At 50.3% G+C, this 17,892-nt stretch carries 12 protein-coding genes; 6 read left to right on the top strand and 6 right to left on the bottom strand.

The features are described 5' to 3' along the window. Positions 1-338: 338 nt before the first annotated feature. The 5 genes from ACN0YR_RS12610 to ACN0YR_RS12590 all read left to right on the top strand — a co-directional run bounded on the left by ACN0YR_RS12610 (position 339) and on the right by ACN0YR_RS12590 (position 8,677). Positions 339-872, top strand: coding sequence for a shikimate kinase (locus ACN0YR_RS12610; RefSeq protein ID WP_417849588.1), 534 nt, complete (start codon positions 339-341; stop codon positions 870-872). Continuing rightward, complete coding sequence (locus tag ACN0YR_RS12605; protein ID WP_417849587.1) at positions 872-2,245, top strand: prepilin peptidase; 1,374 nt, start codon at positions 872-874, stop codon at positions 2,243-2,245. Before ACN0YR_RS12610 ends, ACN0YR_RS12605 begins: the two co-directional genes overlap by 1 nt. Positions 2,246-2,563: 318 nt before the next feature. Beyond that, positions 2,564-3,448: a ParA family protein gene (locus ACN0YR_RS12600; protein WP_417849586.1), complete on the top strand. Its 885-nt coding sequence runs from the start codon at positions 2,564-2,566 to the stop codon at positions 3,446-3,448. A 208-nt stretch (positions 3,449-3,656) separates the two neighbouring features. Further along, a complete protein-coding gene (locus ACN0YR_RS12595) occupies positions 3,657-6,869 on the top strand; it encodes a PVC-type heme-binding CxxCH protein (RefSeq protein WP_417849585.1) in 3,213 nt (1,070 codons plus the stop codon). 482 nt (positions 6,870-7,351) lie between these two features. Next, a complete protein-coding gene (locus tag ACN0YR_RS12590) occupies positions 7,352-8,677 on the top strand; it encodes a hypothetical protein (protein WP_417849584.1) in 1,326 nt (441 codons plus the stop codon). A gap of 49 nt (positions 8,678-8,726) precedes the next feature. Here ACN0YR_RS12590 and smpB read toward each other — a convergent pair whose 3' ends face one another. The 6 genes from smpB to ACN0YR_RS12560 form a co-directional block, all read right to left on the bottom strand. Continuing rightward, positions 8,727-9,224: an SsrA-binding protein SmpB gene (gene smpB, locus ACN0YR_RS12585; RefSeq protein ID WP_417849583.1), complete on the bottom strand. Its 498-nt coding sequence runs from the start codon at positions 9,222-9,224 to the stop codon at positions 8,727-8,729. 201 nt (positions 9,225-9,425) lie between these two features. Next, positions 9,426-10,148, bottom strand: coding sequence for a glycosyltransferase (locus ACN0YR_RS12580; protein WP_417849582.1), 723 nt, complete (start codon positions 10,146-10,148; stop codon positions 9,426-9,428). Positions 10,149-10,217: 69 nt separating this feature from the next. Next, positions 10,218-11,297, bottom strand: coding sequence for a 3-keto-disaccharide hydrolase (locus tag ACN0YR_RS12575; RefSeq protein WP_417849581.1), 1,080 nt, complete (start codon positions 11,295-11,297; stop codon positions 10,218-10,220). Between the two features lie 464 nt (positions 11,298-11,761). Beyond that, positions 11,762-12,571, bottom strand: a complete 810-nt coding sequence (locus ACN0YR_RS12570) for a uracil-DNA glycosylase (RefSeq protein ID WP_417849580.1) — start codon at positions 12,569-12,571, stop codon at positions 11,762-11,764. 302 nt (positions 12,572-12,873) lie between these two features. Further along, the gene (locus ACN0YR_RS12565; RefSeq protein WP_417849579.1) at positions 12,874-14,586 is read right to left on the bottom strand and encodes a sodium:solute symporter family protein; all 1,713 of its coding nucleotides are present in this window, start codon (positions 14,584-14,586) and stop codon (positions 12,874-12,876) included. A gap of 432 nt (positions 14,587-15,018) precedes the next feature. Next, positions 15,019-16,167 (bottom strand): hypothetical protein, encoded by a 1,149-nt coding sequence (locus ACN0YR_RS12560; RefSeq protein WP_417849578.1) that lies wholly within the window; start codon positions 16,165-16,167, stop codon positions 15,019-15,021. A 255-nt stretch (positions 16,168-16,422) separates the two neighbouring features. On the opposite strand from ACN0YR_RS12560, the gene ACN0YR_RS12555 reads away from it, so the two are divergent. After that, positions 16,423-17,850 (top strand): hypothetical protein, encoded by a 1,428-nt coding sequence (locus ACN0YR_RS12555; protein WP_417849577.1) that lies wholly within the window; start codon positions 16,423-16,425, stop codon positions 17,848-17,850. The last annotated feature ends 42 nt before the right edge of the window (positions 17,851-17,892 follow it).

The following is a 17,892-nucleotide window of genomic DNA, read 5'->3' as shown; positions in this document are numbered from 1 at the left end:
TGGTCCCGTGCTACGTAGGGCCGATACGATGAGGTGGTGTTGGAAAGACTGTTCCCCTGACTTTCATTGCAAGCTTTTCAATTGTTTGCACTTGTCTGAACCGGGATTCTTCTCTGTTCTCGTTGTTTTTCAGACGTCGTACTGTGAAACCTGCTTTTCAGAGCGTATTGTTTGTACGCATTTCGATTTCATTTCTCTTGGATTCGCAGTTTTGAACGACCTGCCGTTCAAAACACCCCCAAGACACGCTGCCTTCGACAATCGGCCCGCGCATATACCCTCGGTTCAGTCGGCACAATTAGCAGCTTTTCATTTTTAATTGATTGAGCAACAGACAGATGGTCATCACCCTCATCGGATATCGGGGAACTGGGAAAAGTTCAGTTGGGACGCAGTTGGCTGCGCGGTTGAATTACGATCTGGTTGATACAGATCGGGAAATCGAAAAGCAGGCCGGCAAATCGATTGCCAGAATTTTCGCAGAAGATGGTGAATCCCGATTTCGTGACCTCGAACGCGAAGAACTCTTGCGGCAGTTGGCGCTCGACAAGATTGTCATCTCTGCCGGGGGAGGGGCGATTCTGGACCCGATCAGTCGTCAAGCCATGCAAGACGCTGGCCCAGTTGTCTGGCTTCAGGCGAGTGTCGAGACAATTGTCGAACGACTCCGCAACGACGAGTCGACGGAATCCAGCAGACCATCACTCACAGGTGATGACATTTTCAATGAAGTCGCCACGGTTCTTGCCCAGCGAGAAGCCGACTATGCCGAGCCAGCTTCGATCATCATCAATACCGATCAACGAGACTTCAGTTCGATCGTCGATGAAATCATTTCGCAACTCTCCACCGGGGGAGCTGAAACGTGGTAATGAGTCTTGCACAAATCAATGACCTGAATATGAATCAGCCGATGACACTTCTGCTGGATTTTCCTTTTTGGATGATCTCGATTTTCATTTTCATCATTGGAGCGGTGATTGGAAGCTTTCTCAATGTTTGCGTCTATCGTATCCCGCAACACAATCGATTGTGGGGACAAATGCAGTCGTTGTGGGACAAACCCTCAAACTGTCCGCGATGTTCCACTCACATCCTCTGGTACGACAACATCCCGGTTTTCGGTTGGTTGAAGCTTAGGGGCCGTTGCCGCAGCTGCAAGATGAAAATTTCAGGACGTTACCCGTTCATTGAATTTCTGAATGGGGCACTCCTCGTCCTGCTGTTCTGGTTTGAAGTCCCTGTCGGACTTCGGGCAACGCTCGATGAAAGTTCTATCTTCGCCAGCATGGGACCGCAGGTTTTTCCGGGCCTGCAAGGCTACTCTCCGGAAGCATTTGTCTGGATGAGGTTTTTCTTCCATGCCATTTTGGTCGAAACTCTGCTGGTTGCGTCGCTGATCGATTTCGATTTGCGAATTATCCCCGAAGCGACGACAACACCCGCGAACATTTTTGCAGTCGTTGCACTTTTGTGCGTACCGATACTGCATCTAGTGCCGGTCTGGTATCAGCAACCGGGACTTCTCCGAACATTTGGAATCATAACTCCGGAATGGCTGCACCCGTTTATGGATGGCCCGGCAGTTCCCGCCTGGGTAACCGCACACCCGTACCTGCATGGCCTGTCAGTAAGTCTCGCCGGAATGCTTGTCGGCGGCGGAATCGTCTGGCTGGTTCGCTGGGCTGGCTTTCTCTTCCTGCGTGAAGAAGCGATGGGAGATGGCGACGTTTACCTCATGGCGATGGTCGGCGCTTTTCTTGGTTGGCAACCGACGGTCATTGCATTCTTCATCGCGCCGATCTGTGCATTGGCGGTGGTGATTCTTCTCGCTCCGTTTGTTCGAAATCGATCAATCCCCTACGGACCGTATCTCAGCTTGGGAACTTTACTGACGCTGCTATTCTGGCAACCGTTATGGACCCGTGTGGGTCGCCTCTTTGAATTAGGAGTCCTGCTCGTACCACTTGCATTGTTTATGGGAGTCCTCTTCGCGACTTCTCTGGCATCTGTGTACTTGTTCAAAAGAACCTTTGGCTTACTGCCGCAACCACTCCCAGAAGGAGAATGGCGTGCTGCTCACCAGCACATCTTTTTCGCGAGCGAAAAAGTCGACCGGCATAGCTGCAATTGGAAAACAAACGACTGGGAAGGGACTGCCTCTGGCCACGGAAGTGTTCATGAAGAACGCTGGAAAGGTGGCAGCTTCTCCGGAAGCTCGTTCGGCCCCAACCGCCCCTGGTGACGCAGACTACCTTTTCTGAGAACACCGCTTGACGCAGATTTGACTCAGTTGAATTCAATCAATCCAGACTGATTGATCAAATTCCGTTTGCCTTTCCCGGAATCGTGACGTTTCTTTACCTGGAACCAGTCCGAAAACCTCTGAAAAATCGCTTTTCTCAACGTTGTGAGAGAGCAATTTCAAGTTTCAGGATCAATTCCAGTAAACGTGGCCAGAGCATTTTCAATGCTTGTCGTACCCGTGAAGCTCACTTTCATGACTTCTCGGCGCGAGGCGATACGTAAAGACCAATCTTAGTTCTGCTCTAAGGAGCCAACGGTGCCAATCATTGCTTTTACAAATCTTAAGGGCGGGGTCGCGAAGACAACGACCGCAGTTGCCGTCGCAGAATGCCTGGCAGTCGCCGGACATAAGACATTAGTGATCGACGCAGACCACCAATGCATGGCAGGAGAACTCCTGCTCGGCGGGCAGAGAATGTTCGACTGCAAAAATCGACTGAAGACTCTCCACCATCTCTTCTTGAAACTGCACGACGACGATTTTAGTTCGGAAAAATTCAACTTCTATGTCGCTCAGAACGGATCAACAATCGGTCACGGCCTGGAAAACTTGTCAGTCATTCCTTGCTCAACGCGAATCGATGACTTCGAAACGAATTTGATGAAATCTGGTCGTATCTTCAAGACTCGATCCGAACAAACTTCAATGCTGCGAAGTCGCATGAACAGGATGCGGAGCTGGCTGGTCAAAAATTTTGACTATGTCATCATCGACTGCCCTCCGAGTATGCCATTTCAAGTGAAATCGCTTCTGAACATCTCTGACTACTTTGTGTTGCCTTGCGTCCCTGACCGGCTTTCTATTCGAGGTTCAAGACTTCTTCTCGAACGCATCGAATCCTCAGGACGAAATATTCAGCCCTTGGGAACAATTTGGTCACTGTATCGCAAGCAGAACTCATTCCACAAAAAAATCATTGATGGTGAATTTCAGCGAGTTCTTGAATTCCCGACACCATTTGAGACCATCATTCCCAATGCAACTGCGATTGCTGAGTCGACAGAAGCGACGTTCCTGCCGCGAACATTAAACGAGAAGTACACTCCGTATTTTGCTAAAATCTTCGTTTCTCTTGCAAATGAAGTTGTTGAACGCAGCACTCATCACCCAGCGGAACAGAGGCTTCAAGTCTCCAGCTAAACACTGATTCGGATTAGAGCATCTTTCGAATTGGTTTGCAGGTTCTGCCTTGTGGCGAACAGCATTTTTACTGGAGAAATGCGTTCTTCACGGGCACACGGTAGAGCAAACTGCTCTAGAATTCAGACGTCAGCTTTTCTTCACTGGTCCTCTCAGCTATTCTCAAGGTTCTCACCTTGACTGATTTTCTTGCTTTGCGGATGGACTGATGAAACGACCTGCTATTTTGGTTCGAGCTCTACTCTCACTTGCCTGCTTTTGCACCTTGATTCAACTGAGTTTCGCTCAGGAGGAGAAAGATTCACGAGATCGCTTCAAGGAAAATCTTGCCGGCAACAAAGAAGTTGAACGGGTGATTCAATCTTTCCAGGGGAAAGGAGTGATCGGAGACGATAGTGCTCCGACACCTGCGGATGAGGCTGTCAAACTCTTTCAGCTGCCGGACGATTTGAAGATCGAACTCGTTGCGACAGAACCGGAAGTCATGCAACCGCTATTCATGCACTTTGACGATCGTGCACGATTGTGGGTTGTTCAATATCTACAGTACCCGTTTCCAGAAGGCCTCAAGGTCATTCGGTACGACCAGTACCTGCGAGCGGTCTTTGACAAGGTCCCACAAGCTCCGCCAAATCACGTCAAAGGTAAAGATCTCATCACCGTCTACGAAGACACGAACGGCGATGGCAAATACGATAGCAGCAAGAACGTGATCGAAGGTCTGAACATCACCTCTTCTGTCGTGACCGGACATGGGGGAATTTGGGTCATCAATCCTCCGTACCTTCTGTTCTACCCGGATGCCGATCGTGACGACATTCCCGATGGAGACCCAGAAGTTCGGCTGTCTGGTTTTGGGCTTGAGGATACACACTCGATCGCCAACAGCTTGCGCTGGGGACCGGATGGTTGGCTTTACGCTGCCAATGGGTCCACTACGACAGGAAACGTTTCATCTGAAGTGAACAAAAATGTCCAATGGGAAGGCCAGAATATCTGGCGCTATCATCCGGACACGAAAGTTTTTGAAATTTACGCTGAGGGTGGCGGCAATACATTCTCTTCAGAGATTGACGGGCGCGGCCGTGTCTTCTCCGGAACGAACCATGGCAACACTCGCGGAATGTATTATCCTCAAGGGTCTTACGGCTCAAAGAACTGGGGAAAACATGGTCCGCTAACCAATCCCTTCGCGTTCGGATATTTTGAACACATGCTTCACGAGGGGGATAAAGATCGTTTCCCACAGACCTTCGTGATCTACGAAGGGGGAACCCTTCCAGAGCGATACAACGGAAATGTCATTGCAGCGAACGCGTTGCATAACCGTGTTTGGGCGAGCGAAGTTTCACGAAACGGTTCCACCTACCGCACAGTCGACATGCCGAACGTGGCGGAAACTGAAGATCGCTGGTTTCGACCTGTCGATGTCAAAGTCGGACCAGATGGAGCCGTCTATCTGGCAGACTGGTACGACACTCGACTTTCACACGTCGACCCACGCGACAACTGGCACAAGGGGAGCGGACGGGTTTATCGCATCCAATCGAAAGATGCGAAACCACTCACTGGAAAAACCGACCTCACCAAGCTGACTGACGATGAGCTCATCAACCATTTCTCACACACCAACAAATGGTGGCGACAAACATCGGTCCGCGTCCTCGGAGACCGTTTGCTTGCACAAGACAAAACCGCACGGGAGGCGACAGTCAACAAGCTGAAACAAATGACATCCACGAGCGATCCGACAGCACTCGAAGCTCTTTGGACACTGCACTGGGCAGGTGAGTTTGACGCAGAACTCGCAGCTGCAACACTCAAAAACGAAGATCCAGATGTCCGTCGCTGGTCAGTCCGATTCCTTGGTGACCATCGTCAAGTGACTCCGGAACTTGGTGCTGCTTTAGCAGAACTGGCAACGAAGGAATCTTACGTTCAGGTTCGCTCACAGCTTGCTTCCACAGCTCGGCGCATCAACACCGAATACGCCTTGCCTGTTTTGAGAGCATTACTGAAACATACAGAAGACGCGGACGACCCGCATATGCCGCTCCTTACTTGGTGGGCGATAGAAGGTCATTCCGGGACCTCACTGATGAACAACAATCAGCAAATCGGAGTTCATCTCGATCCTATTTCAAAACGGACTCCTCGCGAGCAGCTTGTCTCATTCCTGGAAGATGACGAAATCTGGAACGAACCGATTTTCGAATCGACTGTTTTGCCTCGATTGATGCAGCGCTTTGCGATGGATCAATACGCACCGGGAAATGCCGCTGAGAAATTAGCTGGACTTCAAGCTTGTGAACAACTCTTAAAAATGGCTCCAAACGCCGAATACCGTAGCAAGCTCATGTCCGGGTTTCTTGAAGCGTATCAAGGTCGTGATATTGCCAAGTTGCCAGAAGGACTTCGCAAAGAGATTGAGTCGTACCAAGGCTCGCTTGGGAAGTCTGATTTGGCTCTCGGAATTCGTCTCGGCCAAGCGGATGCTCTCAAGGAAGCCCTGGCTGTCATTCGTAATGAGAAAGAAGACAACTCAAAGCGAATTGCATTGATTCAGATCTTTGGAGAAGTTGAACAACCAAGTTGCGTCTCGACTCTACTTGGCCTGATCTCCAGTTCGCGTTCCAGTGCCATCAAAAATGCTGCGATGCTCTCGCTGATGAATTATTCAGATCCCAAAATCGGTCAAACAATCTGCGCCCGCTATCACTCATCTTTACCTGATGAACATGGGTTGCGCTCGACTGCTCATCGTGTACTCGCCAGTCGACCGGAATGGACAAAACGATTCCTGGCAGAAATCGAGGCTTTCCGGATTAAGCCCGATACGGTCTCACTCGATGTCATTCAGCAAATGCAGCTTCATCCCGATCCCGAAATTCAGGAACTCGTCAAAAAGTACTGGGGCAGTGTTCGCGCAACTCCAGCAGAAAAACAGAAAGAAATCGCGCGCTTACTGGCACTTCTGAAGGAAGAAGGTGCTTCCGGGAATGTGAATCAAGGTCGTGAGCTATTCAAAAAGCACTGTACTACCTGCCACACCCTGTTTGATGACGGCGGAAAAACCGGACCAAACCTCACTGGCTACGAACGAGACAATCTTGACTTCATGCTATTGGCAATCGTTGATCCCTCAGCAGCGATTCGCGAAGAGTTCACTCAATTCCAGTTGCTCACAACAGATGGACGTGTCCTGACTGGGTTACTGGAGGAACAAACTCCGACCAGAGTCACCCTGCGTGGTGCGAATAACCAGGTCACAGTGGTCTCTCGAGACGACATCGAAATACTGAAAGCAATGACAACATCGATCATGCCGGACGGTCTCACACAAAAGATGACCAAAGAGGAGATTCTTGATCTATTCAGCTATCTCACTCAGCCGACACCAGTAACAGCGACCAAAAAGTAACAAGCACTTCTACAGATAAATCAACACTGATCTACTTTTTCTGGTGACGATCCGGAATTTGTTTGGAATTCAGTATGGATCTTGTTACGTTGGATAGATGGCGATGACTGCATCATCCTTGGTTGGGGAACGAATGGTGATGCAACTGAGCCGAAAGAATCGGTTCGAAAATCTGAAAAAGTGGCTGTGATGTCGCTAAATACGGCTGAGTGCAACAGGGTTGTTTTCTACAGTTTTGATAGGTTTCACCAGCCTTATGTTGTTTCAGATTCACCTCATTCTTTCCGGTTTTCATTCGAAAAGACAATGTGTTCGTGTTCCAGACAGAAGTGGGTTTTCCTCGCGTCTATGAATTTCATGACGTGAGGAAAGTAATTCTGCTCTGGTTTCCAGAGTGTGCAAAATAAGTTTTCCCGCTGTGATGCAAGCATTGTTGAGCATGCGACGTTTAACTTTTTTGTTGAAATAAAGGCAGCTGTCCTATGGACTTTCTGTTGCCCAGCTACAGCATGAATCAGGCGACATGGTTTTACCTGTCGTTCCTGCTCATCGTTGCGATCTATTTTCGCTTTATGCGAATCTTTTCGCTTCGAAACTTAGATCTTGCGCTCTTACTTTCTGCCTCTCCTGGACTGCTGTTCGTGGCAGCTCAGGAAGATTCACCGATCGGTCATGCGTGGCTCTTTGTCATCGCATGTGTCTTCCTGCTACGAATGTTCTTTGATCCGATCCTGAGTCGGCGTCCCTACCTGGGACAGAACCTCAATACACATGGGATGGCGTTTCTTTTCTTTTCGGTCTGTGCATTCCTGTTCACCCAGGTCATCACTTCCTCACTTCCACAAGAGACCGAAGAGACGATCGCTCAAGCCGATTACATTATGAATTTGACAGCGACTGACCCGGTCAAGATTTCCAAAGAGGAATTCTCTACCGGTGGGCCTGCTGCACCGATCTTTGTCGTCATTCTGAAACTGATCTTTAATGACCTCGCCCCGAGTATTTTAGCGATTCTCGCACACGCAGCTGTGATCAGCGGATTATGGTTTGTCGGTCGAAATTTGTTCGGAGACAAGAGCATCGGCTTGGCCATGGCGACGCTGTATCTACTGCTACCCTGTACCGCTTATAATGTTGCTGAATTCAACCATGTCTTGCCAGCGGCATTGGTCACATGGGCATTCGTTGCGTTTCGGAAGCCAGTTGTTTCCGGTGTTCTCCTCGGCCTGGCCAGTGGAACACTTCTGTTTCCGGTATTTCTCTTGCCGCTCTGGGCCGCTTTTTATGGTCGCAAACGTGCCGGTCGATTTGTGATGGCACTGGTTGCAGTCGCCATAGTCTTATTGGCGAGCCTGGCCTTTACATCGAAGGATTCAGATTCGTTCTTTGAAAAGACCATCGGCACGATCAACGTCCCGCTGACTGCACTTTCGAATCAGGAATTTTCACCCGGATTCTGGAAAGACGCCGACTACGTTTCACCGTATCGCTGGCCTGTGATGGCATCGTACTTCATTATGCTCATCTTCATGACGATCTGGCCTCGCCGACGCAATGTTGAAGTCCTGCTGGCTCAATCTGCAGCGGCCATCATCGGCACACAGCTTTGGTATACCCAGAAGGGTGGAGTCTACTTACTCTGGTATGTGCCTTTGTTGCTGATGGTCATTTTCCGGCCTCGGCTGACCCATCTGAAGTTCATCGAAGAACTCGAAGAGTCGACCGTCGCAAAATCTCCGTCGAATGGAGATTCGAAAAAGTCTTCCGCATCTTCAACAACGGGTAAAAACCTGCAACTGTTCAGGTAGGTAGCCAGCCTCATCGGCTGAAGCTCCGAGGACACCCAACAAGCATTGCTTAATAGCGTTTGCGGACTGCATCTCGCATTATTTTGCGGTCTTGATCCTTCTTCTTCTTCTCACGATTGTCGTATAGCTTGCGACCTTTGGCTGCCGCGATAAGAACCTTGACGATCCCGCGGCGAAAGTAAACTGCCAGCGGAATGAGCGTCATGCCGTCATGATCTGCGGATTCTGCGAACTTGCGGATTTCTCTTCGTTTGAGAAGCAACTTGCGTTCACGGCGCCGTTCGTGGTTCAGATACGTCGCCTGTGGATATTCAGCGATATCACAATTCAGTAGCCAAAGCTCCCCTTTTTGAATTCTGGCGTACGCTTCATCGATCGTAATTTTATTGTTGCGAATACTTTTGACTTCACTCCCCATCAGGGCAATGCCGCACTCCAACTCATCAATGATCTCATAATCGTGACTCGCACGTCGATTCCGGCAGACTGTCCGAGAGTTCGGATCTTCTGCTTCCTTCTTTTTCTTCTTTGCTTTTTTACTGGCCATGATTGCTTAGCGTTCGTTTCGGGATCGGAGAGCTTCCATCTTAGAGCATTTCCGGAATTATTGTACGCGTCCTGTCTCGTGGTGTACTGTATTTCCCCTGATAAAAGACGTTCACCGAGATACCTCACAGACAAGGTCATCACAAATGTGTTCTAGAATGAGCCAATAATTCAGGAAAGGGTTCGGGCCTGCCAGCGTTGACTATTCTTTTTCTTTTTCGCGCGGGGCATCATAGAGAATTTCCAGCCCGGACCGGTCACGAAGCTTCCACCGTTTGATGAACATGGCATGGGATGCAACTTTAAGGAGATGCCAAGTTGAATAGATCCGCAGTTTTCGAGCTGAGGTCAGAACCGGCTCTTTGACAATCACAAACTTCCCTTGCCTCCGAATCGCTTCGGAAAGAAAACGCTCTTCAGCTGCAAAATGCTGAGGATCGAAACCACCGATCTCTTCAAAGACCGACCGTAAAACATAGATACTGCACCCGGCAGCCCAGCCGCCAATTCCTTGCCAGTAATACAGGAAGATGTGAGAAAGCTTCCGCTGGAACCACGTGATCCCCTCATCAAATTCCACACTTGCTCCTCCACCGACCGCTCCATTTTCAACAGCGAGGAGAACAGCTGCCAGAGTCTTCGCTGGCAACTGCGTATCGGCATCGAGGAAGAAGATAATGCGTCCCGTCGCCACCTCGGCGCCAGCATTACGAACTGCACCGATGTTGTGGAGTTCGACATCGACCACTTTCGCGCCACAACTTTTCGCAATCTCGGCTGTGGCATCCTTCGAAGCATCGTTGGCGACGATCACTTCGCTGGTGATTTGACATTCGCAGACAGCGCTCGCAATCGATTGAATTGTTGCAGCGATCAACAATTCTTCATCACGCGCCGGGATCACAAATGAAACATCCACGTCCATGCTTCAGGCTCTTTCTTTTAATTCAGCACCTTGCAAGGTCAGTGCAATCAGTAGTGATACCGTTTATGTTCAGCGACTCATTGCCTGGTAGATTGGAACTGGGGCCGCTTGCACAGGAAGCTTCACCCAACTTCGATCAGTCTGTGCTGTTTGAGGCCTTGGAACAATCCAGATGTTTCGATAGACAACCGGATTTCCATGGTCTTGCAGCTTTGTTGGCAATGGAGTTACGGCTTCCGGTTTTCCGGCTCCAGTTTTATGAGGAATTTCGGCGTTGTTATGAATGAGGACTCCGTTATGCCAAACGCTAATCCGCATGTTTTCGATTTTGTTTCCGTTTTCGTCGAACTTAGGGGACTTCAGGTCGATGTCATAAGTTTGCCACACTAGCGGTGGGAAGCACATATTGAAGTCTGGGCGTCGTGTTTTGTAGAGCGCACCACACTCGTTCTCGATGCCTTCTAAACCGAAGGAATCGAGAACCTGAACTTCATACCGACTTTGAAGATAGAACCCACTGTTGCCACGTCCCTGGCCTCGTGCCATCGGTTTGTACGGCAATCGAAACTCCGCATGCAGTCGGAAATCCTGAAAGCCAACGTTCGTTTCCGTCCCCGCCATCAGGAGGCCATCCTCCGTGATCTTTGCGTTTTTGAAATGGTCTGTGTTCGTTCCATCGAACAGGACAATCGCGCCTGCTGGTGGTTGTGCGCCCATTGTCGGACTGACTCTGTGCATCTTCTGTAACTCACCTGCTCGTCGACCATCTCGGGTCATAATCGTTGCAGATTCTTTATCGACGATAATGTCGTACTGGTCACTATGAAACGTGACGACATCTCCAGTCATCTCACCTGTCAATTCATAACGAGTTCCGCCAAACCAGCCTTCTCCGGGAAGTCCACCGTAGTATTTCGTCGCAGCGAACTTTCCTTCTCCCATCGCAATCACCTGAACCGCAACCGGTTCGGAACTGCGAGCAGATGGGCGTGACCGCTGCCATCCCCGGTATTCCCCCTGATAAGCGTAGTCCGAATCGACTTCATTGGGGTTGGTATAAACGGGGCCATCTTTCCCATCGGCAGCAAAGACAACAACTGGAGAGAAGCAAAAGAGGGTAAGGCAACCAAGGAAAAACAACTTCGTCATGAACACGACCTGCTGGGTGATGATTGATTCAATTTTGTTGTGGGCGATTCGATTCGCCTGTCCAACAACCTGAGAACATTTTCACAGTTTGTCGTGCCCGTGAAAATCACTTTCACGACTTGATATACGGCTCGCCACGAGTCACACGGCAGAGCAAACTGCTCTAGCGAGCATCATTGTGATGACAGTGGATATCGAGATGCAACGATAATATGACATTTTACATAAAACCGCACTGATTGACTCCTTGGAATCATCAAGACAACTGTAACACTCACGAATGGACTCTCCTGCACAAGTGCTTTCAGATTCGATTTCGTTTCATGCCAAGGAGAGTGCCAGAGCCATCAAATCACAAGAGTCCAAAGCTCAACAAAGCCTTTGGTTAGAACCAGTCCGAAAACCTCTGGAGTAGCCGCTTTCCTCAACATTTGAGAGAGCAATTTCAAGTTTCAGGATCAGTTCTAGCCTTGGGGAGGCTTCAGCCCCATATCGGCGAGTAGGAACTGCATGTCCTCCCAGACCGGTTTCTTGGCGGACGGATTTCGCAATAAATAGGATGGGTGATAGGTGCACAAAACTTTGGCGCGACCATGTTGATGAAACTTCCCTCTCATCTGGCCGACAGGAGATTCCACGCCGAGCAAATTATTCACCGCGACTCCCCCCCAGCAGACAATGTAGTCGGGATCGACGATGGAAATTTGTCCATCCAGATACTCTCGACAATTGTTCGCCTCTTCTGATGTCGGATTCCGGTTTCCCGGTGGTCGACAGCGAAGGATGTTGCAGATGTAAAGTTCTTCTCGCGTCCAGCCGCAAGCTCCGATAATTTTTGTCAGCAACTGTCCAGCTTTCCCGACGAACGGTTCGCCTTGTCGATCCTCGTCAGCTCCGGGAGCTTCGCCGATGAACATGACTTTCGCTTCAGGGTTCCCCACTCCAAAAACAGTTTGCGTCCGCGTTGATGCAAGTTCCTGACAGCGAGTACAGTTCGCAACACGAGCAGCAAGTTCAGTGAGCAAAGATTCTCGATCTTGTTCCACACTCGCAACTTCTAAATCAGGCAAAGGAGCAGCTTCCTGAGCGACTGCGACCTCTGCTGGAGCAACATTTTCCTGAACGACCGGTTCCTGAACGACCGGACTTTGCTCCGTAGCGGCTTGTACCGATTCTGCCTGTTCATCCAGAGGAACTGGCAACGGAAGATGAGTCAGACCTGCGGACTGACAGTCTTTCAAAAGCTGTAACGCTGCACGCTGTGGATTGTTCATTTAAAAACCAGAATCGATTTCAGATCGACGACTCTTGTGGAGACTGCTTCGCGGAAAATCAGAGTGTTGTCGGAAGTGATGTACGGCTCTTGCCTCGTCGTATGGAGCATTCTCAATGCTTGTCGTGCTTGTGAATGTCACTTTCGCAGATGCAGAGACGACTTCCAATAAAGCAGAACAGAAATTTGATATTGAATTGGCTGCAACTCAACACAATGCCATCTTAACGAACTTTCCATGTTCTGGTCTATTCACGCCAAGCCCCGCTCGGCGACGTCCCCAGCCTTCCCGTTTTGAACTCTCTACGAAACAATCCACCAAACGCTGCCGATAATTGCAAAGACAAGGAACCACCCAACTAGGAAGCCGGAGATGGCACGCCAGGTTGGAATCGGAAGCTCCAGCGAGGTCTCTGGGAAGAAAACGTGACGTGGTGCGGGGGTTACTCCACTCGGGAGTCGACAGGGAGTTTCAATTTCTTCATTTTCCTGAACAGGTGTTCGCATCAATTCGTAGAAGCGTTCGAGTTGCTCCGGATCATTTTTTCGCGTGAAGAGGCTGACAAGAATCCCGCCTGCGAAACCGGCTGTCAGATAGGCGAGCATTTGCCAGGGAATTGTGATCATCAGTTCGCTGTTCTTCTCGACCACAATGCCAAGCGATTCAACAACTGGAATTTGGGCAATCGCGATTGCTGTCGAAGAGAGCCCGGTGATCCACCAGGTGAATGCTGTCAAAAAAGTCGCTGTCCAGGCCCCCGCTGTAGTCGCCCCGCGCCAGAAGACACCGAGCCAAAATGCAGGAGCCATCACCGCATTGAGCTTCCACAAAATCTCTAACCCGGCGATGACATCACTCAACCAATATGCGTACGCAATCGCCACGAGTACAACGAGCAGACCAGACAACCGCGCAACCCATAGGTAATGACGCTCACTCTGATCAGGAAAAACAGGACGATAAAAGTTTTCGCTGACAAGCCCTGAAGCGGAGATCATGAACGAGTCGCACGACCCCATGACTGTCGCCAACAGCCCGGCCAGAAACAATCCGAGTAAACCGGGCAGCAACGTCGGTAAGAATTCAGCAGCCATCGTTCCATAGACGTGGTCAGGGTTCTCGATATTCCCTTTGTAGTAGACGTATGCGGCGAGTCCGGTCAAGCACCAGGCCACGGTGCAAATCCGTTTCAGAAATGTCCCTCCCATGAACCCGACAGCGCCGTCGATTTCTGTGCGCCCCGCTCCACAGGTTCCCATATTGTGAGGTTGAACCGTCACACTCAGAAGCGAGTTCAGGGCGATCATGGAGATATAAAAAACACCAATTTCTCCGGGAGTCACGAGAGACATCATGTCTTTCCCTGGAGTCAATTCTGCAAACGACGCTTTCATTCCGGCGATCCCACCGACAGCGTGCAACACAATCGGAAGAAGAAGAAACGAAAAGAGTAGAGTCAAAATTCCCTGAATAAAATCTGTAATGATCGCAGCCCGGAGCCCACCGGCAAGACCGTAGACCACAAACAGAATCGTGATGACGATGATCGACGCCTCTGATGATATCAACGCTCCCGTAGAGGCTTCGATTACTTCGCCAGAGCCTTTCAGCATGTTGCCGATGGTGACGACAAATTTTGCCAGTCCGAACACACAAAACAAAATTGCGACCGATTGCGAATATCGTGCAGCGAACACATCTGCTGTTGTGAGCGCCCGGAACCGCCGCATCATTGGGGCAATCAGCCAGAAGAAGGGTGTCGCGAACAGCCACATCCACTGATACCAGATTCCAGAAAGCCCGCTTGTGTAACACTTCGAAGCCACGCTCACCGCTTGATCAGAATGAGTGCTGGTCCCGAATCCGTGCATCAGCATCATCAGCTTGCCGAACTTGCGGGGCATCACAAAGTCGGACATCGATTTCACTTGTCGACTGGCCCAGATCCCAAGAAACGTCACTCCAATCAAGTACGCTCCCAGTGTCAACCAGTCTGCCACCGCCAGTCCGTTCATGGAATATTTCCGTTCAACTCCAGACCTGTTCAGAATTGGGATGTCGTTTGAAACTCATTCCGAAATGTTTCGAAGGCGACATCACCCGCAACATCATCGTCAAATCATTCTCGTCTCCGCCGGCGCACAGCTGACCCAGAAATCGAGTCCGCTGATCCTTCCAGTGCATCAGCAGCGCAGCAACAGTGCAGCAACAGTGCAGCAACAGTGCAGCAACGCTCCGGCGACGCCATCGACACAGTTTGCCGGATCATTTGAGTCGTTTGCAATAGCTAGAGCAAACCTAACCCTGGTCTTCGAGCTCTCCCGTGTGGCCCACGGGAGAGACTGCTCACACGCCAAGATGGGCGTTCAGAAAGCACTTCGTGCTTCAGTTTGGAGTCGAAGCTCTATCGCGAGTTCCAGCTGACCAATCGGGAGACCAGTCGCTGTTTATTCAGCGACGAGGTTTTCCATCAAAACAACTTCGAGGTCTTTGCCCTGTACTTTTTTGAGGGTGTGCAGTGCATCATTGTCCCAGCGCGGGTCGGGAGCTCCGGAAATGTACCAGTCACCTCCGTTGTCGGCGAGAATCATTCCGTACTTCTTGAGAGCCTTCAGGATAACTTGTGCCTCGGGAGGGAAGTCTGAAATATCATAGTTCGCACGAAGTCGAACGCGCATCCCCATTGGCGGTAAGCGTGGATCGTTGGATCGCGACGCCCAGTGAGTTGCGGGAGGGACGAAGGCACGTCGTGTGTCGTTGACCGTGAACCTGAGAGCGTGCCGAATTTCTTTCTGCTCCATCACTTCGTCGTAGCGAACAAGGCCTGGAAAAATCGGCAACCCGGCGGCATCGGCACTCGTCCAGCCCACAGGCCGACTCGGATGCTGAGCAAGATCAAAGATCGCGCCTGACTCAGCCCGCCAGAGTTGACCGTTTCCAATCGAAAACGCTCGGAACAGTTCGTACAACTTCCAGTTATCGCGGTCGATGACGATGACATGTCGGTCACCATCCTCGTTCGGATGACCTTCGATTTGTGCATCAGCAGGAATTGGATAGGGGCCGGGATCACTTTCATCGCCGTAGGCTGTATAGACAATGGGAACCGAAGGTTGAGTTGAGGAAATCACGACATAAGGGATTCCGATCGGAGCGCCTTCCCAAGTCCCTGATCCGAAAGCCGGAAAGAGGTTCTTTGTAATACCGATACTCGAAATGAGCGTCCGGGAAAGTGGGTCGACTGGTGCGGTGTCGATTCGTTGATTCCATGGGCTGTCCTTGGGAAATGGAAGTTTCCCACCGAGTGACGCACCCGGTCCCAGGTGGACAACTCCCGGCTCATAAGGTTTCGGAATCGAGTTCGGAGAGCGTTGCATTTCCCCGGACTTTGTCGACCAGGTAATTTCTTGATCAGGGGGGCTCTGCGACAAACCCTCAGCTGACTGATCCCCATTGGCCCCTTCGTGATCCGGATTAACAGAAGTGGTGAGATCAGGAGCTTCACTCCCCGCAACGGGTTGTTGGTCATGAATCAGGACACCAACCAGGGTGATCAGGAAAATCGTCGCGAGAACCAGTAAAGCCGCGTTTTTCATAACAATCTGCACAATCAGAACTAAGAGGCAACGTATTTTGCACACTCAGAAACCTGACACATTCAAAGCAGGAAGTTTGGGAAGCCTGCGGCAAGTTTTCAATTTCTTTCGAACTCATTAACGGTCGTTCCGAATATCATTCTCTGTTGCGATTCTGAGAAAATTACTGTTCCTGAAACTGTTTCTTTGTAGACTGTTTTTTGAACCCAAGTTGTCATTCAACTCTTTCTCACCTGAAAGAGGAATCAAGCCATCATGCACGTTTCAAGCATTCTTTTACCCTGCCTCTCCTTGATCGGGAGCTTGCTTTGCGCGAGTTCACTTTCTGCGCAGCTTGCTGCACCGGTGTTGCCTTCTCGGGAAAATTGGAAACCAGTTGTTCCTCAGCACTCACTTCCGGAAGATCTCGGTTCCGGCCATGCCTCGATCGTGCTGACGGACTCGTTTCTAAATGAACTAATTTCCTCACAGGTCATCGATGAAGGGCCTGTGAGAGATTTTGTTCTCGGTGCAGAAGTGATCGGTTCTCAGCGAACAATTGCGGCCTCGTCCGTGCAGTTGGTTCCGTCGAATGGTCAGGCACGGCTTGTGATCAACCTGAATGGAACGACGACGAATCTCACCACAAACTACACACAGCGGGCTGCCATCAAATCGGTCGGAACGTATCATTTTCGGATGGCTAAACAGATCGCTTTTGATGGATCAGTCGTTTCAACCTGGGCTCCCAGTGCGGTTCTGACTGCGGATCAGCAGAACGTTGCTGCGGCCACGCGACTTGCTCCCCTCCCGATTCTGGGGCCTCTCACGACTCGAACCGCGATAAATGTCGCAAATCGAAGAACTCCGGTCGCAGAGCAGATCGCAGCAGCGAAAGTGACTCAGAAAGTTGCTCCGAAATTCAACAATGAAGTTGACGCAAAACTCACAGAGATTAATCAATTTCTGCATGGGGACTTCAAACAACTCCTCGAAAAATACCAACTTGAAGCAACTCAGTTTTCAGCTTACACCACCGAGAATCAATTGGTTCTGTCCGCTTCAACGAGAGCATTTTCGTTGATCATGAACAGCTCTGTCCCGATGGCAGCCAAGAGCGATGTCTCCATCATTCTGGATGATGCGATCCTGAATCGGCTGATCCAAAAGCTGCCCCTCGCAGGTTTGCGAATTCCTGATCGGCATCTCAAGGCTGTCATCTCAGGCGAAGCCAAAACACTTACGAGTTCCGCTACACCTGAGTTGATTTCTATTGTCTTCGATGATGTTCAACCATTGAAAATCAAATTCGAAAACGGGGCAATTCACCTCGAAGCCCGCCTGTCGATCCAACCGGTTTTGGGTGCACAGCGTCCTCTCCATCGCTTTGTCATCAGCTTGACCCCTTCACTTCAGGGAGATTCGATTCAACTGATTCCAGCTCTTGTGAATGTCGAAGAAGTTGGTGGAGAAAGTGGAAAGACCGCGAGCGGAATCACCTTGGAAGCATTTCGCGCTCAACTCAGCAACGACTTAACCCCAAAGCTTTATCCTGGAGAGATCGACCTCGCTCCTCTCTCATCGCCGCTTCTGCAGCAAGCCGGCCTGAACACTGCTTCAGTGACAGCTGTTCATGTCCAAAGTGGAAAGCTCATCGTCGAATTCGACATCTCGCCGAACTCCGAAATAATTCCAGTTCGATGACCAGTTCGATGACCAGTTCGATGACCAGTTCAATGACCAGTT

The organism is Thalassoglobus sp. (assembly GCF_048270125.1).
Taxonomy (GTDB): Bacteria; Planctomycetota; Planctomycetia; order Planctomycetales; family Planctomycetaceae; genus Thalassoglobus.
The sequence above is the reverse complement of the archived record's forward strand: the minus strand, read 5'-3'. Positions and strand labels throughout refer to the sequence as shown.

What these genes read in the sequence shown, in the direction of transcription:
- ACN0YR_RS12610 (WP_417849588.1), top strand. Translation starts at nt 339, where the DNA reads ATGGTCATCACCCTCATCGGATATCGGGGAACTGGGAAAAGTTCAGTT.
- ACN0YR_RS12605 (WP_417849587.1), top strand. Translation starts at nt 872, where the DNA reads ATGAGTCTTGCACAAATCAATGACCTGAATATGAATCAGCCGATGACA.
- ACN0YR_RS12595 (WP_417849585.1), top strand. Translation starts at nt 3,657, where the DNA reads ATGAAACGACCTGCTATTTTGGTTCGAGCTCTACTCTCACTTGCCTGC.
- ACN0YR_RS12590 (WP_417849584.1), top strand. Translation starts at nt 7,352, where the DNA reads ATGGACTTTCTGTTGCCCAGCTACAGCATGAATCAGGCGACATGGTTT.
- smpB (WP_417849583.1), bottom strand. Translation starts at nt 9,224, where the DNA reads ATGGCCAGTAAAAAAGCAAAGAAGAAAAAGAAGGAAGCAGAAGATCCG.
- ACN0YR_RS12580 (WP_417849582.1), bottom strand. Translation starts at nt 10,148, where the DNA reads ATGGACGTGGATGTTTCATTTGTGATCCCGGCGCGTGATGAAGAATTG.
- ACN0YR_RS12575 (WP_417849581.1), bottom strand. Translation starts at nt 11,297, where the DNA reads ATGACGAAGTTGTTTTTCCTTGGTTGCCTTACCCTCTTTTGCTTCTCT.
- ACN0YR_RS12570 (WP_417849580.1), bottom strand. Translation starts at nt 12,571, where the DNA reads ATGAACAATCCACAGCGTGCAGCGTTACAGCTTTTGAAAGACTGTCAG.
- ACN0YR_RS12565 (WP_417849579.1), bottom strand. Translation starts at nt 14,586, where the DNA reads ATGAACGGACTGGCGGTGGCAGACTGGTTGACACTGGGAGCGTACTTG.
- ACN0YR_RS12560 (WP_417849578.1), bottom strand. Translation starts at nt 16,167, where the DNA reads ATGAAAAACGCGGCTTTACTGGTTCTCGCGACGATTTTCCTGATCACC.
- ACN0YR_RS12555 (WP_417849577.1), top strand. Translation starts at nt 16,423, where the DNA reads ATGCACGTTTCAAGCATTCTTTTACCCTGCCTCTCCTTGATCGGGAGC.